This window comes from Castellaniella sp. (assembly GCF_036379515.1).
Lineage (GTDB): Bacteria > Pseudomonadota > Gammaproteobacteria > Burkholderiales > Burkholderiaceae_B > Castellaniella.
In genome coordinates this window covers 65,427-85,833 of the sequence record NZ_DASVGN010000015.1, presented here as the reverse complement: position 1 = coordinate 85,833, position 20,407 = coordinate 65,427, and the positions used below count along the sequence as shown (strand labels likewise).

Below are 20,407 nucleotides of genomic sequence, written 5' to 3'. Positions count from 1 at the left end.
ACCCAGCGCAACTCTGAGTTTTCGATCCGGACATTGCTATACTGGAATTGTTCTATCGAAATGCGGCGGGGGTTCGCTGCGGTCACTTTCAAGCATCACGCTCAAACGAGGAGAAACATGAACAAACCCTCCAAAATCGCCATTGGACTCGCCTTCGCTGCCATGGCAGCCGCTGGCACCGCTTCTGCTGCTGACAACTGGACCAACGTTGACGGTCACGTCTGGAAAGACAGCTACGGTGACTGCTGGCGCGATGCTTACTGGACGCCGGCCACTGCTGCTACCGAATGCGGCAAGCCTGTTGCAGCTCAGACGCCTGTCGTCGCCCCGACGGCCAGCAAGGTCGTCCTGAACGCAGACACCTTCTTCGACTTCGACAAGTCCAACCTCAAACCCGAAGGCAAGCAGGTTCTGGATCAAGTGGCGCAACAAGCCACCTCCATCAACCTGGAAACGGTCATCGCTACCGGCTACACCGACTCCATCGGTAGCGCCGCCTACAACCTGAAGCTGTCGCAACGCCGTGCTGATTCGGTCAAGAATTACCTGATCAGCAAGGGTGTCCCGGCTGACCACATCTACGCTGAAGGCAAGGGCAAGACCAACTTCGTCGCGACCAACAAAACGCGCGAAGGCCGTGCGAAGAACCGTCGCGTGGAAATCGAAATCGTCGGTACCCGCAAGTAATTCCTGGGTGACCGCTCCGTCCCATGACAAGTGGGGCGGATACAATAGGGTTCCGCTTCGGCGGAGCCCTATTTTTTTGGAGTCTCTCTTCAATGCCCAGTAATGTCCACCCTGCCGAACTCGACAAATTCAGCGCCCTTGCCTCAGGCTGGTGGGATCCACAGGGAGAACTGAAAACCCTGCACGACATCAACCCCCTGCGCCTGGACTGGATTCGGACACAGGCGGGGCCCCTGGACGGGCAGGCCATCGTCGACATCGGCTGCGGGGGCGGCCTGCTGTCCGAGGCCATGGCTAGCGAAGGCGCGCAGGTCACAGGCATCGACCTGGCGGCTGAATCGCTGCAAATTGCGCGCTTGCACGGGCATGAATCCGGGGTCCAGGTGCAGTACGAATGCATCAGCGCGGAAGACTTTGCCACACAGCACGCCGGCCAATTCGATCTCGTCACCTGCATGGAACTGCTCGAACACGTCCCCGATCCGGCATCGGTGGTCCGGGCTTGCGGGCAACTGGTCAAACCGGGTGGTACCGTGTGCTTCTCGACACTGAACCGTAACCCGAAGTCTTTCCTGTTTGCGATCGTAGGGGCAGAATACCTGCTGCGCATGTTGCCTCGTGGCACGCACCAATACGAACGCTTCATCACACCCAGTGAGCTGGCCTCGGCTGCCCGCCTGGCCGGTCTGGAAGTCTCCACGCTGTCGGGTCTGGGTTACCAGCCGCTTACCCGGCACTACCAACTGACGACCGACGCCAGCGTGAACTACCTCATGGCAACACGACGCCCCCTTTGATCCGGCCCCCATGCACGCACTCGTTCTCTTTGACTTCGATGGTACTTTGGCCGACACGGCCTTCGATCTGGCAGAAGCCGCCAACCGCCAGCGTACCCGTGAGGGGCTACCGCCACTCCCCTATGAAGCCCTACGCCCGTACGCTTCACACGGCGCCCGCGGCCTGCTGAAGGCCGCGCTGGACCTGGACAAGACCGACGAACGCTATGAGCTCGTTCGTCAGCAGTTCCTGCGCGACTACGCCGAAATCATGAACGACCATACCCAGCTCTTTCCAGGCATTCCAGAACTGCTGGCACAGCTCGATAACCAAGAGTACCCCTGGGGCATCGTCACCAACAAATCAGAGTTGCTGGCCTGGCCCATGGTGCGGCATCTGAATCTCCAGGGCCGATGCCGCGTGGTCGTCTGCGGCGACACCACCCCTAATCCCAAACCGCATCCAGACCCCCTGCTGCACGCCGCCCACCAGCTGGGGCAATTGCCGGCGCGCAGCCTGTATGTCGGCGACGACCAGCGTGACATTCAGGCCGGCAAGGCGGCAGGGATGGCGACCGTCGCTGCCGGCTATGGTTATTGTTCTCTCGACGACCCGCATACCTGGGGAGCCGACGCAATCGCGCAATCACCGACCGAACTCTGGCCCCTTATTTCAACGTGGGCCAAAGCGCTCACACCACCCTGATCAGTTCCGACACCCTGAATCCATCAGCCGAGCCCCCATCACCTACCATTCAAAGGAAACCCATGGCCTCATCCACCCTTCGCATTGGCATCGCCGGCTACGGCAACCTGGGGCGTGGCGTCCTTGCTGCCATCGCTCAACAATCCGACATGCAGCTGGTCGGCGTTTTCACGCGGCGGGACCCGAGCTCGCTTCAATTGCCGGATTCATCCATCCCCGTGCATCGCCTGCAGGACGCATCCTCACACCAGCACGACATCGACGTCATGATCCTCTGCGGCGGCTCGAAGGACGACTTGCCTGTGCAAGGCCCCCAACTCGCACAATGGTTCAACACGGTGGACAGTTTTGACACGCACCCCAAGATCCCGCAGTACTTCGAGGCGGTCGACGAGGTCGCGCGGACACACAAACACCTGAGCCTGATCTCCATTGGCTGGGACCCGGGTTTGTTTTCAGTCAACCGGGTCATGGGCGAATCCATCCTGCCTTCGGGGACGAACTACACGTTCTGGGGCAAAGGCGTGAGCCAGGGGCACTCGGACGCCATCCGGCACGTGGCCGGGGTCAAAGGCGGCGTGCAGTACACGGTGCCCGTCCAGGCCGCCCTGGAGCAAGTACGAGCAGGCCGCAACCCCACGCTCTCCACGCGGCAAAAGCACACGCGTGAATGCTATGTAGTGCTGCAGCCCGGCGCAGACGCCAAGCGGGTGGAGCACGACATCGCCACCATGCCGGACTACTTCGCCGACTACGACACCACGGTGCACTTCATCTCGGAAGAAGCGCTCAAGCGCGACCATTCGGGCATGCCGCACGGGGGATTCGTGCTGCGCAGCGGCCAATCCGGGCACGGGGACTCCCAAGTCATCGAGTTCTCGCTCAAGCTGGCCAGCAACCCGGGCTTCACGGCCAGCGTGCTGGTCGCCTATGCGCGCGCGGCCTGGCGCATGAAGGCAACCGGCCAAACGGGCGCCCGCACCGCGCTCGACGTAGCACCAGGCTGGCTCTCACCCAAGTCCGCCGAGCTACTCCGCAAGGAGCTGCTCTGATGACACACGAGCCCACCGCCGCGTCCGCGTCGGCGGTTCTTGAATTCTGGCGAGCAGCCGGTCCGCAACGCTGGTTCACCAAAGACCCTGAATTCGACACCGAATTCAGGGAGCGCTTCCACGATGCCCACTTCGCAGCGGCGCGCCAGGAGCTGGAGGCATGGTTGAAGATGCCCGAGTCCGCCCTGGCGCTGATTCTGCTACTGGATCAATACCCCAGGAACGCCTTTCGCGGCACGGGCCACATGTTTGCCACCGATGGCCTCGCCCTGCACTACGCGCGCCTGACCTTGCCAAAGCTGGAACACATCGAGCCGGCGCTACACAGCTTCGTCTGCCTGCCCTACATGCACGCCGAATCGCTCAAGGTTCAGAACGAGGCCGTGGCACTTTACCGCGAGCACGTGCCCGATTCATTGCACTGGGCCGTCGTGCACCGCGACATCATTGCTCAATTCGGGCGCTTTCCGCACCGGAACGCACTGCTGGGCCGCACCACAACCGCCGAAGAACAGGCATTTCTCGACAGCGGCGGGTTCGCCGGCTAGGCGGCGTCGGGCGCACCAAGCCACTAGTGCCTGCGCGGCCCGCACGTCTGGTATCGCCGGGAGACTTATGATGAAGGCTGTCTCACAGATCCTAAATCAGGAGATCTTCCATGGAATCCGCGATGTATCCGCACCCCAGTGCCGAATTGGCCAAACGCCGCTCAGAGCTCGCGCCTGAGCCGCTCGCTGCGTTCAAGGCCTTCAGCAAGGCCGTATTCGCGCCTGGGGCACTGGACGCCAAGACCAAGCAACTGATTGCGGTGGCCGTAGCGCACGTCACGCAATGTCCATATTGCATCAAAGGCCACACAGAAGGCGCTACCCGTGCCGGAGCCACCGACGCAGAAATCATGGAAGCCATCTGGGTCGCAGCCGAGATGCGCGCCGGCGGGGCTTACGCCCATTCGAACCTGGCGCTGCAAACCCTGCACGAGCTGCACGAAAACAAAAAGTAGCGCCGGCTCCCGCCGGATCAATGCAAGGTTCTGGGATCTGGCGGGACTTCGTCGCGGCATTCTACCGCGCTGTACTCATCCACCCGCAAGTCGGGCGAACCCACCGCCGCCTCCCAGCTTCGCAGAGGCACGCAGGTTTGCAGCCGTACGATGGCCTGATGAATCAGGGCCTCGTGCAGATCGTGCCCCACTCCCGAGGCGATATCGAGGGTCACGTCCGCATTCAAATCGGCAAATCGGGCGTGTACCTGGCGCGCCTGGTCCACCGGCGCGACACGGTCTTGTGCACCATGCAACAAATGCAGCGTGGTGGCTGCAGGCGCGGTGTCCGGCAAAGTTGCAAAGCGCGTGGAAAAAAGCAACGCACGCCCTGCCACCCCATCATGAGTGCACGCGGCCAGGCCGACGGCCGCCCCTTCCGAGAATCCCACGACAGCCGTCTGCTGCGCACGCAGACCATGCTGTTGCTGCCAGTTGCGTATGTCGCACACCAACGCAACCGCCGCATCGTCTACCAGACGCACATAGGCTTCTGCATCGGGGCTTTCGTGCGCAATCCATCGCCGTGCCTCGCCCTCGCCAAAGGGGGCATAGGGCTGAATGATGACAGCCGCAGGGAATGCCTGGCGGGTAGCTGCCACCAGATTCAGAAGTTGCATGGGCCCGGCGGACTCACCATGCAGCAATACGAATAGCTGTGCGGCAGGCTGCTGTGTCGGAAGGATTAGCAAAGGATCAAGTGGCATCGCGATCATCTTGACTTCAGGGGACGGACAATACCCCGATTGATTCAGGATATCCCAGTTTGACCGGCAGGCACAGACACGACGGGCCGGACGCATTTGAGCGCCCAGCCCGCCTTGCGATTTCCTGGGCCCAGAGGCCCTGGGGTTCTTACGAAATCAATGCAACGAAGCCAGCTTCACGTTCTTTTCACCCAGCGCATGCGCCACGTCGTACATGGCCTGATTCAAGATCTTGTGGGTGTTTTCATCGGCACCATGACCGAACTTGACGTCAATGTCGGCCATGACTTGATTGTGCAGCTTGTGCGAAATGGCCTTGTCGAACAGGTACCCTGCCCAGAAGGCGCCATCCGGTGCCGTACCGGCGGCCACCAGGGTCTTGGCAAGCTTCACGCCTTTGAGGTCTGCCGGCGCAGCGGGCAGCTTGACGCCCGCTTCAGTGGCACGCTTCAGGCCGTCGTTGATGGCAAACGTCATGCCAGCGATGAAGCCCTTGACGTCTTTTTCGCCATATTGCTTGGTCAGCTTGGCGACTTCGGCATTCACGGTCTTTTCCCCGAGCATCGAAACCAAGGCCTTGTCGAAAGTGAAGTTTTTAGCACCGCCACCGGCTGCAACCAACGCCGCAGTTGCTTCAAGTGCGGGAGCCCCTTCATAGACTGGGCCGCCAAACCAATTCATGGCGTGAGACATTTCAGTCTTTTGCGACGTGGCGGCGTTGGCCGTCATCATGGTGCCGCTCATGGCAAGGCCAAGGGCCGCGACGAGAACCAGCGGCGCTGCGGTCAGTTTACGGGAGATCTTCATGATGCTTTCCTTTCAAGTTCAAGAGCACGGATGCCGGCAGCCCTACGCTGCCTGTCCACCCAGCGCCCGCAAATAGGCGGGGAACCCCCCGTCAGGGTATAAATCATTGAGCTGCGCCAAGACATGCGCAGGCAGAAGTTCTTCGAGACGATGACCCAGGCCCTGGCAGATGGCTGCAAGCCCCAGGTTCTGGCGCACGAAGTCGGCGGCCAGTTCGACCACCAGTTGCTGGCGAGTGGTCATGCCTTCGGCCACGCCGTCGCCCACCTGCCCCACCAAGGCAACGGTTTGATCGGCCACCAGCACCAGCCAGCGCGTGCCGCCCCCCGGAGCCAGTGCATAGCGGTGAATGTCACCCTGGCAGCCGCCACAGACGCCGTCGCAGGCCTGCAAACACAACGTAGTGATCCGGACCCCACGCGCCGCAGCCTGCTGCAAGGCTGGTGCCAATACCGAGGCATCCGCCGACTGAATCGCGACGAGCAGCGAGCTTTGGCAATTACGAATGACCTCTTCGCCCTTGGACAGGAGCTCTTTGCCGCGCAGATTGAAGACCGGTGCAGGTTCATGCGCCGGCGCTTTCTGAGTCAGAGTGCGTTGCGCGGCCTCAAGTGCCTGGTGATGGTCGGATTCGAGCTTGCGCAGCAGTTGCGCAGGCGGGACGGCCACATAGCGCTGGCCGCCTTCATGTTCGATACGCAGCAAGGCCCCACGCAACAGCAGCTTTTCAGCCACGGCATAAATGTTGGCGCGTGGGATGCCTGTTTTCTTGGCCAGGCCGTAGCCATTGAGTTCGCCTTCACCTACCAATGCGGCGTAAGCACGTGCTTCGTATTCCGAGAACCCCAGCTGCTGCAAGGCAGTGACTGTATCCATGACCAGATGATCATTAGTAGTTGTTTGTATAGCTACTATATTCCAACGGTGCCAAAAAAGGCAACCCGACAAAACGGACCCATGTGGAGAGCGTTGCGCGACTGACCCATCCGAAGCCACCGTCCCGGCGCGGCAGCCCGATGCGGAGCTTGGGCTTCCTGACCTATGATGAGAGCTATTTCAACGTGAGGTCAGGAATGAAGATCGCAATCGTGGGAGCTGGAGGGGTCGGCGGGTACTTCGGGGCATTGCTGGCCCGCAGCGGCACTGATGTCACATTCATTGCACGCGGGGCCCATTTGGCCGCCCTGCAGCAACACGGGCTGCTGATCGAAAACACCGAAGGCGAAAACATCCACGTTCCCAACGTCAAGGCGGTGGAAAATCCCGCTGCCATTGGCCCAGTCGACCTGGTGTTCCTGGCCGTCAAGCTGGCGGACTCCGAAAAGACCGCCCGCACGCTGCACCCGCTCTTCGGGCCGCAGACTTGCATCGCGTCATTTCAGAACAGCGTGGGCAAGGACGACATCTTGCGGCGCGAATTCGGCGACCCACCTGTCATGGGCGGAGTCGCGTACATATCGGCCTATATCGACCGGCCGGGCGTCATCCGCCACGTCGGGGGATTACACAAACTGGTGTTTGGTGAATTCGACGGCAACCGCTCGCCCAGGGCCCTGGCCTTCTTGCAAGCGTGCCAGGCAGCCGGCTTTGACGCAGAGCTGACCGACGACATTCGTAAAAAAATCTGGGAGAAATTCGTGCTGCTGGTGGGGATCTCCGGCGCCACAACCACCATGCGCAAAGGCATAGGCCCCATTCGCGACAACCCGCTCACGCGCCAATTTTTGTTGGACCTGATGCAGGAGACCGCTGCAGTGGGTCGAGCCCAGGGAGTGGCCCTGCCTGAAAACTATGCGCGCGATCGACTGGAATTCACGCACAAATTTCCGGCCGACATGACGGCGTCGATGACCCAGGACCTGAAGTTGGGCAAGCCGCTGGAAGTCATGTGGCTCAGTGGCGCGGTCACCGAGATGGGGGCGCAGTTAGGCGTACCCACCCCGGCCAACCGGGCCGTGCGGGATATCCTCGCTCTCTATGCCGAAGGCGACCCCAAAGAGGCAGCAGCTCCCAAGCGCTGATCCGGTCGCGGTGCATGGTGGTGCGGTGGGACCGCTCACACCTGCGAAGCATTACCGTCGAAACAACGCATTCAGCTCAGGATGCGACGCGGCGCCGGCAAACCCGTCAAAGCGCCCTTCTTGCTGCAGGATGCGGGCGGCGCGCTGCAGCCCGCTCCAGGCCGCCCGCGCCAGTGCACCGCCGACGCTGACGCGGCGCACCCCCAACGCAGCAATATCGTCCAAGGTCAGATCAGACGCAGATCCCACGAGCAAGTTGACCGGCTTGGGTGCCACCGCCTGAACCACCGCAACGATCTGTTCGCGCGTGTGAATGCCAGGCGCATACAGGCAATCGGCACCTGCCTCGGCATAGGCCTTCAGCCTCGCCAGGGTGTCCGGCAAATCTGCGCGTCCCACGATGAAGTTTTCGGCGCGCCCCACCAGCAAAGTGTCGCCGCCTGACTCATCGATGGCCACGCGCGCGGCTCGCAGCCGCGCGACTGCGTCGGCCAGATCACGCACTGGTGCCTCACGATCACCCGTGGAATCCTCGATCGAAAGTCCGGCCACGCCGGTATCGACCGCCATGCGAACGCTCTCGGCAACGCCTTCCGGGGTGGCCGCATGCCCGCCTTCAAAATCGGCGTTGACGGGTAAATCCGTGGCCTGCACCAGCGTACGCAGGTGTTCCAGCACACCCTCGCGCGCCACCCCGCCGTCAGGACGTCCTTGGGACCAGGCAAAGCCCGAACTCGTCGAGGCCAGCGCCTTGAACCCCAAAGACTGCAGATAGAGGGCACTGCCCACGTCCCAGGGATTGGGGATGAGAAAGCAGCCTTGCTCGTGTAACGCCCTGAAGGCGGCGCGCTTTTGTTGAATGGTGAAAGACATGAGACCTCCGAACGAGGCCCGGCCACAGGCGGGCGATCCCTTCTGTTTTACTACGGACGGCTGGCCCCCGGGGGCCACCAGCCGTCACACTCAAGCCGTGGTCAATGAGACGCAGCCACCATCCTGCGGCGGCGCGCCAGCCAGAGGCCCAGTACGACCACCAGCGCAGCCCCAGCGATCTCGGCGCCGATCTTCAGTGCGGGCTGAGCGCCAAACTCGGCCACGATCACCTGATCGGTCACCAGCATGCCGCCTGCGATCCAGCCCAAGAGACCCGCGCCCAAGGTGACGACCACCGGGAACCGGTCAATCAGCTTGAGCACCAGCGTACTGCCCCAGACGATGATGGGCACGCTCAGCAGCAGGCCGAAGACCACCAGAATCAGGTGATGATCCGAATGCGCCTGCTGCGCAGCCGCAGCAATGGCCACTACGTTGTCCAGGCTCATGACCAGATCTGCCACGATAATCGTGCGAATGGCGGCCAGCACGGACGCGCTCGCATGAACGTCGTCCTGCGAGTGGTCATCCGGCAACAGCAGTTTGACGCCGATCCACACCAGCAGCAGTGCACCCACGACTTTCAGGAACGGAACTCCCAGTAGCGTCATGGCAAAGGCGATCAGGATGATCCGCAGCACAATCGCCCCGACGGTACCCCATAAAATACCTAGGAAGCGCTGGCGGTGCTCCAGCTTGCGACACGCCAGCGCGATCACGACGGCGTTGTCGCCCCCCAGCAGGATGTCGATGAGGACGATCTGAAAAACCGCCGTCCAGTTCAACAATTCAAAAAATTCGATCATGGATGCTCCTGTGGTCGAAATCGAACCAAAACCTGGACAGGCCCATCCGGCGCATGACATTTTTTGGATTTATCCAAAAACTGCCAGAAACAGCTGCCAAAAACGAAAATGGCCTGGACCGCGAAACGGGCCCAGGCCATTCCCAGAGAGGAGACGCACCTTGCCCGTACAGGCAAGGTCTTGCTCGCAACTTTTGTTGCCTGCGCACCGGGTGTCGATGAAGACGCCGTCTTGACGATGCAGCAGAAGGTGAGCTACTCCCCTTGGTCTGCAAAGTATAAACGAATCGGTGCCCCGATGCAGCCCCTCATGGCCTCAGCGTCGTCATGCAGGGGTTGCACAGGCACCGCCCGGCTTGCGGGCTACTCCGACTGCTCTCGACGCCGTTCGTCACCCCGATGACGGCCGCCACTGTCTTGGCGCGGTGCCGCCCGCTCCTGTGGACGCGGCGCCGGACGGCTCTCTGCCTGGCGTGGTGCAGCCTGAGGCCGGGGTGCACGCTGCTCAAAGTGCGCTGGTTCAGGCGCCTGCGGCCGTGCCCTGGGTGATTCCTGCCTCATTTCGGGCCGAGGCTGCTGCATCTGCGGCCGATGCTGCTGCGCCTCGGGCCTGGACTGTTGTGTCTCGGGTCTCGATGGCTGAGCACCCGGGCCCGGACGTTGCATTTCAGATCTTGGCTGCTGCGGCCGAGCCTCGGGGCGGGATTGCTGAAACTCGGGGCGTGCCTGAGATGCCGCCGGACGCCCTGCCTGCGGTGCCATGGCCGGCCTCGCCTGCTCACGAGCGGCAGGCGCAGCACCTGCGCGTTCCGGCTGCAAGGGCTTGCCGCTGGTAAAGCGGCTGCGATTGGTATCGAAGCGTTGCGACGGGTTGTGCAAGGCCTGATTACGCAAGTTGTCTTGCACCCGAGTGGGTGCGGTCCTGTGCTGATTCGCGAACGCACGTTGCTGCACCGTGGCTTGAGCTCGCACGCCTCCCCGGCCACCGTTGTAGCTCACGCGATTGACCGTCACGTTGCGAATGACCGTCTTGTCCACGTAGGTGTTGTGGATGTTGGTCACATTCACATGGCTGACGGCGGTGTTGTAGTAGAAGTGGCGATCCCTCCAACGGCCGCCCTCATAGCCCGCACCAAAATAGCCAAAGCCATAATTGATACCGCCGTAAAAGCCGACCTCAGGCCCCCAATAGCCTCGGTGCCAATGATAAAAGCCATCGGACCAGCCCCACCAGCCCGGTGTCCACAGCAGGCCCACCGTGGGGGGCAAGACCCAGGCACCACCGACCCAGTAAAAATAGCCTGCCGGAGCCCAGGCCCAATAGCCCGGAGTCCAGATGTATCCCGGGCCGGGAACCACCGGCTGTTCATAGACCGGCAGCGGCGGCGGTTCAGTACCGACCGATATGGTGGCGCCCACCCCTCCGGGGCCCACGCCTACACCCACACTGACGTCTGCGGCCGCCACTGGTGAAAATGCCAGACCCGGCAACCCAATCAAGCTCGCCAAAAGCACAGTCGTCGCAACACGTTTCATAATGACCTCGCTGATCGATTCATGACGCTCGGAAATCGCCTGTTTCACCGAAAAAGACGAAGGAGCACTCATCGAACGAGGTCATTGTAACGACGCTATTTTTGCAAAAACTGCCTGCTGCTGTAGCAAACTGGTCACGTTTACTACCAAACCTGGCAGCAACGTGCAGCGATCTCCACAATCTTCACGATCGTGCCCAAAGTCTTCACAAAGAGGCTGGAACTGGTTCGCCCAGATTCATCATCAAGCGGTTGGCCCAGGCAAAAATCGAAACCACGTGCAGCAGATCCAAGACTTCCAAGTCAGTGAGGCCCAGGTCTTTCAAAGGCTGGACATCCGCCGCTCCAAAGCCTGAAGGATCAGTCGTCAGGCGCGCCGCAAACCGGGTGATGGCGCGTTCACGGTCGGACACACCTGCGGTGAGAGGATCATCGAACACCTGTGCCACCGTATCGTTACGCTTGGCCAATTGTTCGAATCGCTGCGAATGCACCGATGAACAATAGACGCAGCCATTGATGCGTGAAACCGTCAGCGCCGCAAGCTCACGCTCGGCACGCGGCAAACCTCCGGGGGCATACATGATGGCGTTATAGGCCTCGGAGCGCCGTTCGAGCAGCCCGGGTTGATGGATCAGCGTCAGGTAGTAGTCGGATGTGCGCGCCTGAGGATGGCTCATCTCAAGGACGGCCAACTGCTCTGGCGTGGCCTGCTCGGGTTTGACGACACGCAGCCACGACTGCCAGCCAAGCGGCTCGTCCGTAAAGCCGTTTTTTTGTATGAAGGTGCTCATTTCGACTCCGTTGCCTGCAATGCCCGCAACCCCACGACCATGCGAATCTGATACGAAAGAAACGCAATCAGCTGAGCCAGCGTGACGATGTCGGGATCTTCCAGGCCTGCATGCCGTAACGCACGGATGGCCTCGCGGTCGCCTTCGGCAGGGCGGCAGATCAGCGTCTGCGTGAAGACCAGCATGGCCGCCAGGCGTGGAGAGACCGACGCATCCGGCACATCGGCCTCGAGGCGCCCACACAATGCTGCGTCGTCTGGAACCTGGTCGCGATAATGCTGCGCCAAACCGTCCGCACGCGACAACTGGCACGCGTAAAAGGCGATCAGCAGGCGCTCGCGGCAACTGATACCGGTGCCTGAAGGGTCAAAGAACAGTTCGTAGCTCTGCTGAGTCGCGCGCGCTACCTTCTGGCGCCCCTGGCGCACGCCTTGGACGGCACCGCCCGGGACCAGACCCGCCGCTCGATCGATGACGTCCTGAGCGAGGCCTTGCTCAAGCGCGGCTGAAGAGGGTTCAGGCATCATTTTCCTGTGTGCTCCTGTGAGAGGCGCCCCGGGGGGCAGGCGTCCATTCATCACCCAGCAGCTCAGGCTCGGCATACGCACGAATGGCATCGTAATGGCGATCGATCTGCTCTGAAAAGAGTCGGCTGACCAGTGCGTGGGCGACGCGCTGCGCGCCTTCGCTCACGGCCGGAATGTCGCCGGACACCGTCCCATGGGAGAGTGTCGCCGGATAGCAGAGGCAATGAATGCGGGACAACCCCGGCAGCAGATGCCCCGCCTTGGGCTGAAACTCAAACCCAGGGCCCAGATCGGGGGCGCCGGCAAGCTCCGGATCTTCCTGGCCTGCCGCCGGGGTATATCGGTCGCCCCACAAGCGCACGTGCGGGGCAATTACGTTGAATTCTGGGCGGACTGACCAATCGACCTTGAACCCGGTCGCTGCCACCAGGAAATCGACCTCGGACACGCCCTCAGGGGTTTGCAGGTGCAGGGTGTCACCGTGCTGAGTTACTCCCAGAACGGGGGTACCGACGCGAAAGAAGGCGTTGTCATGGCGTGAGACCCGCAGCACGCTAGCGTGTGGGGGCGGCACCTGCTGTTCGTTGATGTAATGCCGAATGCGCCACTTCCAGTCATCCGGCAGGTCCTTGTATCCCAGAGTGAACCCGGCGCTCCCGGCGCCCTTGCCCTTGTTCACACGCGGGATGACATTACGGCGAATGAACAGGTCGACACGTTTGGCGCCATGCTCCAACGCAGTCGCGGCGCTGTCCATGGCCGAAGCGCCTGCCCCTACTACGCCCACGCGCAAACCGCGCAAAGCGCCGTAATCCATCACATCGGACGAGTGGGCCCACAGTCGACGGTCCAGGTGCTGCACGAATGCAGGAACCGAAGGCCCTCCCAGGCCAGCTCGGCCCGTCGCCAGCACCACGTGGCGAGCTCGAACCGTGAGAGGCCCCGCGGGCGATCGCAGGCTGAGTTCCACATGATCGGCATGCGGCACGATGCGCTCCACCCGATGCTCATTGCAGACGTCCAGATGCATGACCTTGCGATACCAGCGCAGGTAATCCATCCACTGCAAGCGCGGGATCTTATCCAGAACGTCCCAGTCGGCTGCCCCGAACTGAGCCAGAAACCAGGCTTGAAACGTAAGAGACGGAAGCCCCAACGCCGGCCCGGTCAGCTGCTTGGGAGAACGCAAGGTTTCCATGCGTGCAATCGTGGCCCAAGGTCCTTCCATCCCTTGAGGTGCCTGGTCGTAGATACGTGCCGCCACACCCAGATGAGTCAGGGCGGTGGCTGCTGCCAGCCCGGCCATCCCGCCGCCGATGATCGCCACGTCCAGCAAGGCCTCACCTTCTACCGCGCTGGGCAGCACCCACGGTTTGGCCGGCAGGTCCAGCCAATGAAGGTCTTCGGCCAAGCGCCGCTCCAGTTCGGCCAGGCCGACAGGGCCGGTGGAATGCATCTGTGTCGTGCTTTTCATGTTGGACCACCGACCCGGACCCAGCGTCTTCGGGGCCCTCGGCTGCGGTGTACGATAATTGCCTGGAGCTAGTCTTTCATGCCCACCTTATCGCAACAAGCGGGTTATTTAAAAAGTAGCCTTCGTCATCTGCAAAGACCGATGAGTTATGACCTCGTAGATTTACGGTTGTTCGTCGCCGTCGCCGACGAAGGCAACATCTCCCGCGGGGGGGCCGCCTGCTTTCTGGCGCCATCTTCGGCCAGCTTGAGGATCAAGAATCTGGAAGCCACGCTAGGCACCTCGCTGTTCCAAAGAGGCGCGCGCGGTGTGAGCCTGACGGAGGCCGGCGAAACCATGTTGCGTCGGTGTCGGGCCTGCCTGGCCGAACTCGAACAGATGCACGCCGATCTGGCCCCCTACGCCAAAGGGATCAAGGCCCACGTGGCGTTGTCGGCCAGCAGCACGGCCATCGGGTCTTTTCTTCCCAACGACCTGCAGTTATTTTTGCGCGACTACCCGGAAGTGCGCGTCGCCATGTCCGAGCGGCTGAGCCACGAAACGCTGGCCGCCGTGGCCAGCGGCCAGGCAGACGTAGGCATCGTAACCTGGGACGGTCACCACCCCGACCTCGACTTCATACCCTACCGCACCAACGAACTGACCGCCGTACTCCCTGCAGGCGACGCCTGGGCCACTCGCTCTGCCCTGAGCTTCACCGAATGTCTGGAAAGGCCTTTCGTCTGCCCGCAGAGCAGCTCGGCCATCTATACCTTCATCGTCAACAAGGCCGCCGCACTGGGCCAGCGGCTCGATGTCCGGATACAGGTGACGAGCTTCGGCGCCATGATTTCCATGATTCGCGCAGGCGCTGGCATTGGCATCTTGCCCCGTCCTGTACTGCAGCTCTTCAACTGCGACGACGTCCACATCCTGCCTCTGACCGACGAATGGGCGACCCGTCCCTTGCGCATCTGCGTCCACAAAAGGACGACGCTGTCGCCGTACGTACAGGCACTGGTGGCCTGCCTGCAGGCAGCCCGAGAAACTCCGTTCGACCCCGGCCACAACCAATCGTCACAGACCTGATTCCGACGCGTTCAGTGCCCGTAACCCGTATGGGCCAAGGTGGACAAAGCTGCCAGGGACGTTTGGGAAGACAGGCCCAGCGCGGGCAATAGTTCGTTGGCCGACGTGAAATCCCGCCCATATGCCGCTGAAATCAGTGCAATGCCGGCCTCATGCAGGTGGGCAGGGCACCCTGCCATGCGGCCCAGCCGAGCCATGGGCACCAGGCCATACGGCACATCTTCAAGCACGTAGCGGCTTTCAGATGTCTTCGGGCCCTGACCCCGATGCCCATGCAGGAACATCTCCTGGTTCATGGTTGACACGTCTGCTTGCGGTACATGGAAGGACTGCGAGAAATGCTCCCGCACCGTCTTCACTCTCAGTCCCAGCGCCGCGGCAATAGCCAGCCGCTCGGCATCCAGCGCCTCGATGATGCGCCCCACTGCAGGGGTGACATTCTGGCACTGCACCCAGGTTTCTGCCCGCTCCATGCGCGTGAGGTTCAAGAGCGCGATCCCCAGATGATTCTGGGGATTGAGATTGCTGAGCGCAATCGCCAACAGCCCATCCCGGGCCGCAAACCGATCCCCAAAGAGCGCCTTGCATAGTGCCAGCCCTTCGTCCAGACGGGCGTAAGGCAAGGTCGTGGCATCGACTCGATCGCGTACGGAAGACACCTGGACCTCGGAAGGCCCTGGCTGCGAGGCCGTCAACAAGGTCGTCCCCCAGGCGACGATGAGTGGGCACGCTGCCCCCCGGTCGGCCATGAGGCGCGAAAGATACAGCGCCCCCAGTGACAGATGCGAACTGATGATGACCGTTTGATCGGCACGCAGATGGGGCGCTGCCGCTTCCAGCGCCGCCTTGTGCCCATACGCGGGCAAGGCGAGAACCACCACCTGCGCATCACGCACCGCCTGCGCGCAATCTGCAGCGACGTCAACGACACAGTCACCTTGAACTTCACCCTGCGCGACCAGTGCAGCCCCTTGCGCCAGCGTAGCCGTACGCCGGCCCGATGGCGACCAGAGCACGGGCTCATGCCCGCCTTGTGCCAGAAACGCCGCCATGCCAAAACCGATGGCCCCCGCGCCCAGAATACCGACACGCATCCTCATTTCAATGACTCAGTACCTTGGCCAGAAACTGTCGCGCCCGTTCGGTGCCTGGCGCTTCGAAGAACTGGTCCTTGGGCGAGTCTTCGAGGATCTCGCCCGCATCCATGAAGAGCACACGCTCGGCCACTCGCTTGGCGAACCCCATCTCGTGTGTGACCACCATCATGGTCATCCCTTCGGTAGCCAGCGATTGCATGACTTCAAGCACCTCGTTGACCATTTCGGGGTCCAGCGCCGAGGTGGGTTCGTCGAACAGCATGGCCTTGGGATCCATGGCGAGTGCACGCGCAATGGACACCCGCTGCTGCTGCCCGCCCGAGAGTTGCCCCGGACGGCTCGACAGCTTGCTGGCCAAACCCACGCGCGCCAGCAACTGCTCGGAGCGGGAATCTGCCTCGGCGCGCGAACGCTTGAGCACGTGAACCTGCGCCAGGCTGACATTCTGCAGTGCCGTCATATGCGGATAGAGTTCGAAATTCTGAAACACCATGCCGATCTTGCGCCGCAGCAGCGGCAGATCCGTATGACGGTCGCCCACCGAAACACCATCTACGGTGATACGCCCCTGGTTGAAGGGCACCAATCCGTTGACGCACTTGATGAGCGTGCTTTTGCCCGAGCCGGAGGGACCGCAGATGACCACGACCTCGCCCAATTTGACGGTGGCCGAACACCCCTTAAGCACTGTCGCGCGCCCGTATTGCTTGTACACATCCTCAAGCGTGATCACTTGCTACCTCTTGCTTTATAAAACGCCACGCTCCGGGAGAGCACGAAGCAGATCACCAGATACACCACGGCCACAAAGGTGTAGACCTCGATCGGGCGATTGTCGCGTTGCGCGACCACACTGGCAGCCGTCATGAAATCGGTCAGAGCCACCACATAGACCAGCGAAGTATCCTGGAACACGATCACGATCTGGTTGATCACCAGCGGCACCATGGCCCGGATGGCCTGAGGAATCACCACCAGCCAGAGCGCCTGCGACGGCTGCATGCCGGTAGCCAGCGCGGCTTCAGTCTGCCCGCGCCGCACACTGAGAATGCCCGCGCGCACGATCTCGCAATAAAAGGCGGCTTCGAACAGCACAAAAGCCACCAAGGCCGAGCCCAGTGCGCTGATGGGGTGACCGATCACCAGCGGCACCAGAAAATAAAACCAGAACAAGACCAGGATGAGCGGCACGCTGCGCATCACCGTCACGTATGACGTCGCGAACCCCGCCAGAACGCGGCTGCGGGAGAGCCGCATCAGCGCCAGACCAAAGCCCAATGCAATCCCGCCCGCCGAGGCCACCACGACCAGCATCAGACTGAGCAGCATGCCCTGGCCCAGATACTGCCAGTTGCGAACGATGATGCTCCAGTCAAACCCGTTCATGGCTCGCTCGCTTCTTGGCGCAATTCACCAAAACGCGCATTCAGAAAGCGCATGAATCCCGTGACGCACAGCCCCAGCAGCAGATAAGCCACCGTGGCTGCCGCAAACGCCTCGAGCCCATGAAACGTGTAGTTCTCGATCTGCCGACTTTGCCCAGTGAGTTCGAGCACGCCAATGGTCAGGCTGATGGAGGACATCTTCACGGTAATGAGGAATTCGGAGGTCAGCGGCGCAATGATGGCCCGCAGCCCCAGGGGAAACAGAATCAGCCGAAAGGCCTGCACGGGGCGCAGGCCCGTCGCCAACGCAGCCGGCAGCAGCTGAATCCCCACAGCCTCAATGCCGGCACGCACTTGCTCGGCCACCCGTGCGCCCGAAAACAGACCGATGGCGATGATGGCCGTGGTGACCTCGGGGTGCGGCATGCCACGCTTGAGCCACATCCCGAGATCGTTGGGCACCACGTTCGGCACCACGAAATACCATAGGAACAACTGCACCAGCGCGGGGATATTACGGAACACCTCGACATAGAGGGCCCCCACCAGTTGGAGCGGCCGATTCGGCAGGCTGCGCAGCGCCCCGAACACCGTACCCAGCACCAAGGCCAGTGCCCAACTGCCGAGACTGATGAGAACCGTCCAGCCCAGACCGGTCCAGAGCCAGTCCCGATACGGCAGCTGCAGCAGAATGCTCCAATCCCACTGATAATCCATGGACGGCTAACCGCTTATTCCGGATACGAATAGGTCTCCCAGGCGGCCCGCAGACGCGGGCTGATCTTCAGGTTGTACGGCCCAAACCACTTGTTGAAGATCTTTTCTGCCTGACCGGACTCGAACATCTGCGCCATGGAGTGATTCACGATCCACATGAAGGTCGGATTGTTCTTGGGCACCATGAAAGCCTGAGGTGCATACCCGTATTCAGGGCCCACGACGGCCAGGGCCTTCGGGTCTTGCGCACTCTTGATCAGATGCAGGAACGCGCTGTTGTCGCAGAAGTACGCGTCGGCACGATGGCTGACAATATCGATGAGCGCCGCCGCGTGCGTATCCACGTGCAGCACCTTGATGTTGAGCTTCTTTTCGGCAATGAGCTGGTTCAGGATGGGCTCGGTGTTGCCGGCGGTGGGCACGGCCACCACCTTGCCATTGAGATCGTCGATACTCTTGATGCCCGAATCCTTCAGCACCAGAAGCTGGTTGGCCGACACGTAGCTGACGGGCGAAAAATCCACTTGGCGCGCACGGGCAAACGTATGCACGGCGCCGCCACAGGCAATGTCCACGGTGCCGTTGGCCACCAGGGCCTGGCGGTTCTGGATGTTGATGGGCACGTACTTGATCTTGATTTCGGGCAGCTTCAGTTCCTTTTGCGCGTCGGCAATGATCTGCTTGCACATGTCGACAGCGTAGCCATCAGGCTGATGCTGGCTGTTCAGGAACGAAGTAGGCTCTATGGTCTCGCGATAGCCCATGGTGATGGTATGCGTATCCTTGAGCTTCTGGACAATGGCATCAATCTGTGGCGCCGCCGAGGCCGCCGCCGAAAACCAGCTGGCCACACACAACGCGCCAATGGCCTGCCAAGTGCGCTTCTTCATTTTCATCTCCTGACTTATATGGCTGGGCACCGGCACGCCGCACGGCATCCGCTCTGTTATCCGCATGCACCCTGAGTCCTCAGGCCACATGTTTCAAAGCAGTTTTGCATGGTGCCACGAAGCGCATCAAGTTGCATATTCAGGAAGCTGGTTTCGTATATGGCGAAAACTTCGCGTTATATGGCAGGAGGTCAGAAAGCGCCTGAAAAGCACCGCAGTACAAGCATAACGGACCACTTGGCAACCCGGGCTATAATCTTGCCAGTTTTCCGTTCATGGGTTCCCTTACCCCATCTACCAAAAAGGTCAATTCATGGCATCGCCACTCGTCGCTCAACAGCGGGTTCCGTTTTATCTCGCCCTGCTGGTCTCCCTGCACATCTTCATCATCATCGCCAGCAACTACCTGGTTCAGTTGCCCATCAACGTATTCGGGTTGCACAGCACCTGGGGTGCCTTCAGCTTTCCGTTCATCTTTCTGGCCACAGACCTGACTGTGCGCCTGATCGGCAAGACAGCCGCACGCCGCGTGATCGGCCGGGCCATGATACCGGCGCTGATTGCGTCGTACTTCGTCTCGGTGCTGTTTCACGAAGGACGCTTCAACAACTTTGCCGCGCTGGGTACGTTCAATACCTTTGTGTTCCGTATTGCACTCGCCAGCTTCGCAGCGTACGTGCTGGGGCAACTCATGGACGTGCAGGTGTTCGACCGCATCCGGCGCAACACGACCCGCTGGTGGCTCGCGCCGGCTGCCTCGGCCATCGTGGGGCAGGCTTTGGATACGATCACTTTCTTTGCCGTGGCCTTCTGGCACAGCAGCAACCCCTTCATGGCCGCCCACTGGCAGGAAATTGCGACCGTGGATTATGCGACCAAGCTCACGGTGAGTCTGCTGCTGTTCGTGCCCATGTACGGTGTGGTGCTTAATGCCATCGTGCGGGCCCTGCGCCGGCGTGAACTGGCGATGGCCTAGTTGCCCCTGCACCACACAAAGACCTTACTCAGCCATGCCGTTCTCAGAGGATTTTCAGCAGGCCGGCATTACCATGAACGCGCTGAAAATTGTGCGGAGTTCCTCTTGAAGAAGATTCTCTCGACCGGTCTGGTCGTCTCGATCCTGCTGGCCATCGTGGCCATCTGGATGGCCATTGGCTACGACGTGGAACACCGCGTGCACCAGCGCGAAATCGGAGCTGAGCCAGCCAGCGCGCACGCGCACCTCTGAGCTCTCTGCCTATTCTTGGCGCGCTGACTCTGAGCATCATGGCCCTGACGATGTTCGCCGCCCGCAAGCGGTACAGCGCCACACCTATTTTGTCGTGCACGTTATGCAAAAACGTGCACTTTACCTCGGCCAACAGCGCACGTAACAACTTGACACGGCCTTAGCCGCGTATCAAAGTAATCCCAGGGATCAACGAGCCTCAGACGCTCGACGGGA

At 61.3% G+C, this 20,407-nt stretch carries 24 protein-coding genes; 10 read left to right on the top strand and 14 right to left on the bottom strand.

Annotation, left to right across the window (positions count from 1 at the left end):
- Positions 1–117: 117 nt before the first annotated feature.
- The 6 genes from ompA to VF285_RS05325 all read left to right on the top strand — a co-directional run bounded on the left by ompA (position 118) and on the right by VF285_RS05325 (position 4,224).
- Positions 118–687 carry an outer membrane protein OmpA gene (gene ompA / locus VF285_RS05350; protein ID WP_346951594.1) on the top strand — a complete coding sequence of 190 codons (570 nt, stop codon included), beginning with the start codon at positions 118–120 and terminating at the stop codon, positions 685–687.
- Between the two features lie 92 nt (positions 688–779).
- Positions 780–1,484 (top strand): bifunctional 2-polyprenyl-6-hydroxyphenol methylase/3-demethylubiquinol 3-O-methyltransferase UbiG, encoded by a 705-nt coding sequence (gene ubiG / locus VF285_RS05345; protein WP_346951593.1) that lies wholly within the window; start codon positions 780–782, stop codon positions 1,482–1,484.
- A 10-nt stretch (positions 1,485–1,494) separates the two neighbouring features.
- Complete coding sequence (locus VF285_RS05340) at positions 1,495–2,169, top strand: HAD-IA family hydrolase (RefSeq protein WP_346951592.1); 675 nt, start codon at positions 1,495–1,497, stop codon at positions 2,167–2,169.
- Between the two features lie 62 nt (positions 2,170–2,231).
- Positions 2,232–3,221, top strand: coding sequence for a diaminopimelate dehydrogenase (locus tag VF285_RS05335; protein ID WP_346951591.1), 990 nt, complete (start codon positions 2,232–2,234; stop codon positions 3,219–3,221).
- Positions 3,221–3,769, top strand: a complete 549-nt coding sequence (locus VF285_RS05330; protein WP_346951590.1) for a DUF924 family protein — start codon at positions 3,221–3,223, stop codon at positions 3,767–3,769. Before VF285_RS05335 ends, VF285_RS05330 begins: the two co-directional genes overlap by 1 nt.
- Positions 3,770–3,879: 110 nt before the next feature.
- Positions 3,880–4,224 carry a carboxymuconolactone decarboxylase family protein gene (locus VF285_RS05325; RefSeq protein ID WP_346951589.1) on the top strand — a complete coding sequence of 115 codons (345 nt, stop codon included), beginning with the start codon at positions 3,880–3,882 and terminating at the stop codon, positions 4,222–4,224.
- 17 nt (positions 4,225–4,241) lie between these two features.
- Here VF285_RS05325 and ypfH read toward each other — a convergent pair whose 3' ends face one another.
- From ypfH to VF285_RS05310, 3 genes are all read right to left on the bottom strand, one after another.
- The gene (gene ypfH / locus VF285_RS05320) at positions 4,242–4,970 is read right to left on the bottom strand and encodes an esterase (protein ID WP_346951588.1); all 729 of its coding nucleotides are present in this window, start codon (positions 4,968–4,970) and stop codon (positions 4,242–4,244) included.
- Between the two features lie 156 nt (positions 4,971–5,126).
- The gene (locus tag VF285_RS05315) at positions 5,127–5,777 is read right to left on the bottom strand and encodes a hypothetical protein (RefSeq protein WP_346951587.1); all 651 of its coding nucleotides are present in this window, start codon (positions 5,775–5,777) and stop codon (positions 5,127–5,129) included.
- A 42-nt stretch (positions 5,778–5,819) separates the two neighbouring features.
- Entirely contained in the window at positions 5,820–6,653 is an 834-nt protein-coding gene (locus VF285_RS05310; protein WP_346951586.1) for a TrmB family transcriptional regulator, read from the bottom strand.
- A 197-nt stretch (positions 6,654–6,850) separates the two neighbouring features.
- Between VF285_RS05310 and VF285_RS05305 the strand changes: the two genes are divergently transcribed.
- Entirely contained in the window at positions 6,851–7,798 is a 948-nt protein-coding gene (locus VF285_RS05305; RefSeq protein ID WP_346951585.1) for a 2-dehydropantoate 2-reductase, read from the top strand.
- 51 nt (positions 7,799–7,849) lie between these two features.
- Here VF285_RS05305 and VF285_RS05300 read toward each other — a convergent pair whose 3' ends face one another.
- The 6 genes from VF285_RS05300 to VF285_RS05275 form a co-directional block, all read right to left on the bottom strand.
- Complete coding sequence (locus tag VF285_RS05300) at positions 7,850–8,671, bottom strand: isocitrate lyase/phosphoenolpyruvate mutase family protein (protein ID WP_346951584.1); 822 nt, start codon at positions 8,669–8,671, stop codon at positions 7,850–7,852.
- 101 nt (positions 8,672–8,772) lie between these two features.
- Positions 8,773–9,477, bottom strand: a complete 705-nt coding sequence (locus VF285_RS05295) for a TerC family protein (protein ID WP_346951583.1) — start codon at positions 9,475–9,477, stop codon at positions 8,773–8,775.
- A 362-nt stretch (positions 9,478–9,839) separates the two neighbouring features.
- Positions 9,840–11,084 carry a hypothetical protein gene (locus VF285_RS05290; RefSeq protein ID WP_346951582.1) on the bottom strand — a complete coding sequence of 415 codons (1,245 nt, stop codon included), beginning with the start codon at positions 11,082–11,084 and terminating at the stop codon, positions 9,840–9,842.
- A gap of 133 nt (positions 11,085–11,217) precedes the next feature.
- Positions 11,218–11,805, bottom strand: coding sequence for a peroxidase-related enzyme (locus tag VF285_RS05285; protein ID WP_346951581.1), 588 nt, complete (start codon positions 11,803–11,805; stop codon positions 11,218–11,220).
- Positions 11,802–12,332, bottom strand: a complete 531-nt coding sequence (locus tag VF285_RS05280) for a CMD domain protein (RefSeq protein WP_346951580.1) — start codon at positions 12,330–12,332, stop codon at positions 11,802–11,804. Before VF285_RS05280 ends, VF285_RS05285 begins: the two co-directional genes overlap by 4 nt.
- Positions 12,322–13,806 (bottom strand): NAD(P)/FAD-dependent oxidoreductase, encoded by a 1,485-nt coding sequence (locus VF285_RS05275; RefSeq protein WP_346951579.1) that lies wholly within the window; start codon positions 13,804–13,806, stop codon positions 12,322–12,324. Before VF285_RS05275 ends, VF285_RS05280 begins: the two co-directional genes overlap by 11 nt.
- A gap of 141 nt (positions 13,807–13,947) precedes the next feature.
- Here VF285_RS05275 and VF285_RS05270 point away from each other — a divergent pair, with 141 nt between their 5' ends.
- On the top strand, positions 13,948–14,874 hold the full coding sequence (locus tag VF285_RS05270; RefSeq protein WP_346951578.1) for a LysR family transcriptional regulator: 927 nt from the start codon (positions 13,948–13,950) through the stop codon (positions 14,872–14,874).
- Positions 14,875–14,885: 11 nt separating this feature from the next.
- On the opposite strand, the gene VF285_RS05265 is transcribed toward VF285_RS05270, so the two are convergent.
- The 5 genes from VF285_RS05265 to VF285_RS05245 are packed head-to-tail and all read right to left on the bottom strand — an operon-like array spanning position 14,886 to position 18,963.
- The gene (locus VF285_RS05265; protein ID WP_346951577.1) at positions 14,886–15,974 is read right to left on the bottom strand and encodes an NAD/NADP octopine/nopaline dehydrogenase family protein; all 1,089 of its coding nucleotides are present in this window, start codon (positions 15,972–15,974) and stop codon (positions 14,886–14,888) included.
- A 1-nt stretch (position 15,975) separates the two neighbouring features.
- On the bottom strand, positions 15,976–16,704 hold the full coding sequence (locus tag VF285_RS05260; RefSeq protein WP_346951576.1) for an amino acid ABC transporter ATP-binding protein: 729 nt from the start codon (positions 16,702–16,704) through the stop codon (positions 15,976–15,978).
- Entirely contained in the window at positions 16,701–17,357 is a 657-nt protein-coding gene (locus VF285_RS05255) for an amino acid ABC transporter permease (RefSeq protein ID WP_346951575.1), read from the bottom strand. Before VF285_RS05255 ends, VF285_RS05260 begins: the two co-directional genes overlap by 4 nt.
- Complete coding sequence (locus VF285_RS05250; protein ID WP_346951574.1) at positions 17,354–18,073, bottom strand: amino acid ABC transporter permease; 720 nt, start codon at positions 18,071–18,073, stop codon at positions 17,354–17,356. Before VF285_RS05250 ends, VF285_RS05255 begins: the two co-directional genes overlap by 4 nt.
- 14 nt (positions 18,074–18,087) lie before the next feature.
- The gene (locus tag VF285_RS05245; protein ID WP_346951573.1) at positions 18,088–18,963 is read right to left on the bottom strand and encodes an amino acid ABC transporter substrate-binding protein; all 876 of its coding nucleotides are present in this window, start codon (positions 18,961–18,963) and stop codon (positions 18,088–18,090) included.
- Between the two features lie 313 nt (positions 18,964–19,276).
- On the opposite strand from VF285_RS05245, the gene VF285_RS05240 reads away from it, so the two are divergent.
- Both VF285_RS05240 and VF285_RS05235 read left to right on the top strand, forming a co-directional pair.
- Entirely contained in the window at positions 19,277–19,939 is a 663-nt protein-coding gene (locus VF285_RS05240) for a 7-cyano-7-deazaguanine/7-aminomethyl-7-deazaguanine transporter (protein WP_346951572.1), read from the top strand.
- Positions 19,940–20,044: 105 nt separating this feature from the next.
- Positions 20,045–20,191 carry a hypothetical protein gene (locus VF285_RS05235; protein ID WP_346951571.1) on the top strand — a complete coding sequence of 49 codons (147 nt, stop codon included), beginning with the start codon at positions 20,045–20,047 and terminating at the stop codon, positions 20,189–20,191.
- Positions 20,192–20,407: the final 216 nt, after the last annotated feature.

What these genes read in the sequence shown, in the direction of transcription:
- VF285_RS05240 (WP_346951572.1), top strand. Translation starts at nt 19,277, where the DNA reads ATGGCATCGCCACTCGTCGCTCAACAGCGGGTTCCGTTTTATCTCGCC.
- VF285_RS05305 (WP_346951585.1), top strand. Translation starts at nt 6,851, where the DNA reads ATGAAGATCGCAATCGTGGGAGCTGGAGGGGTCGGCGGGTACTTCGGG.
- VF285_RS05255 (WP_346951575.1), bottom strand. Translation starts at nt 17,357, where the DNA reads ATGAACGGGTTTGACTGGAGCATCATCGTTCGCAACTGGCAGTATCTG.
- VF285_RS05250 (WP_346951574.1), bottom strand. Translation starts at nt 18,073, where the DNA reads ATGGATTATCAGTGGGATTGGAGCATTCTGCTGCAGCTGCCGTATCGG.
- VF285_RS05310 (WP_346951586.1), bottom strand. Translation starts at nt 6,653, where the DNA reads ATGGATACAGTCACTGCCTTGCAGCAGCTGGGGTTCTCGGAATACGAA.
- VF285_RS05335 (WP_346951591.1), top strand. Translation starts at nt 2,232, where the DNA reads ATGGCCTCATCCACCCTTCGCATTGGCATCGCCGGCTACGGCAACCTG.
- VF285_RS05290 (WP_346951582.1), bottom strand. Translation starts at nt 11,084, where the DNA reads ATGAGTGCTCCTTCGTCTTTTTCGGTGAAACAGGCGATTTCCGAGCGT.
- VF285_RS05315 (WP_346951587.1), bottom strand. Translation starts at nt 5,777, where the DNA reads ATGAAGATCTCCCGTAAACTGACCGCAGCGCCGCTGGTTCTCGTCGCG.
- VF285_RS05300 (WP_346951584.1), bottom strand. Translation starts at nt 8,671, where the DNA reads ATGTCTTTCACCATTCAACAAAAGCGCGCCGCCTTCAGGGCGTTACAC.
- ompA (WP_346951594.1), top strand. Translation starts at nt 118, where the DNA reads ATGAACAAACCCTCCAAAATCGCCATTGGACTCGCCTTCGCTGCCATG.
- VF285_RS05275 (WP_346951579.1), bottom strand. Translation starts at nt 13,806, where the DNA reads ATGAAAAGCACGACACAGATGCATTCCACCGGCCCTGTCGGCCTGGCC.
- VF285_RS05270 (WP_346951578.1), top strand. Translation starts at nt 13,948, where the DNA reads ATGAGTTATGACCTCGTAGATTTACGGTTGTTCGTCGCCGTCGCCGAC.
- ypfH (WP_346951588.1), bottom strand. Translation starts at nt 4,970, where the DNA reads ATGCCACTTGATCCTTTGCTAATCCTTCCGACACAGCAGCCTGCCGCA.
- VF285_RS05245 (WP_346951573.1), bottom strand. Translation starts at nt 18,963, where the DNA reads ATGAAGAAGCGCACTTGGCAGGCCATTGGCGCGTTGTGTGTGGCCAGC.
- VF285_RS05285 (WP_346951581.1), bottom strand. Translation starts at nt 11,805, where the DNA reads ATGAGCACCTTCATACAAAAAAACGGCTTTACGGACGAGCCGCTTGGC.
- VF285_RS05280 (WP_346951580.1), bottom strand. Translation starts at nt 12,332, where the DNA reads ATGATGCCTGAACCCTCTTCAGCCGCGCTTGAGCAAGGCCTCGCTCAG.
- VF285_RS05295 (WP_346951583.1), bottom strand. Translation starts at nt 9,477, where the DNA reads ATGATCGAATTTTTTGAATTGTTGAACTGGACGGCGGTTTTTCAGATC.
- VF285_RS05325 (WP_346951589.1), top strand. Translation starts at nt 3,880, where the DNA reads ATGGAATCCGCGATGTATCCGCACCCCAGTGCCGAATTGGCCAAACGC.
- VF285_RS05340 (WP_346951592.1), top strand. Translation starts at nt 1,495, where the DNA reads ATGCACGCACTCGTTCTCTTTGACTTCGATGGTACTTTGGCCGACACG.
- VF285_RS05330 (WP_346951590.1), top strand. Translation starts at nt 3,221, where the DNA reads ATGACACACGAGCCCACCGCCGCGTCCGCGTCGGCGGTTCTTGAATTC.
- VF285_RS05265 (WP_346951577.1), bottom strand. Translation starts at nt 15,974, where the DNA reads ATGAGGATGCGTGTCGGTATTCTGGGCGCGGGGGCCATCGGTTTTGGC.
- ubiG (WP_346951593.1), top strand. Translation starts at nt 780, where the DNA reads ATGCCCAGTAATGTCCACCCTGCCGAACTCGACAAATTCAGCGCCCTT.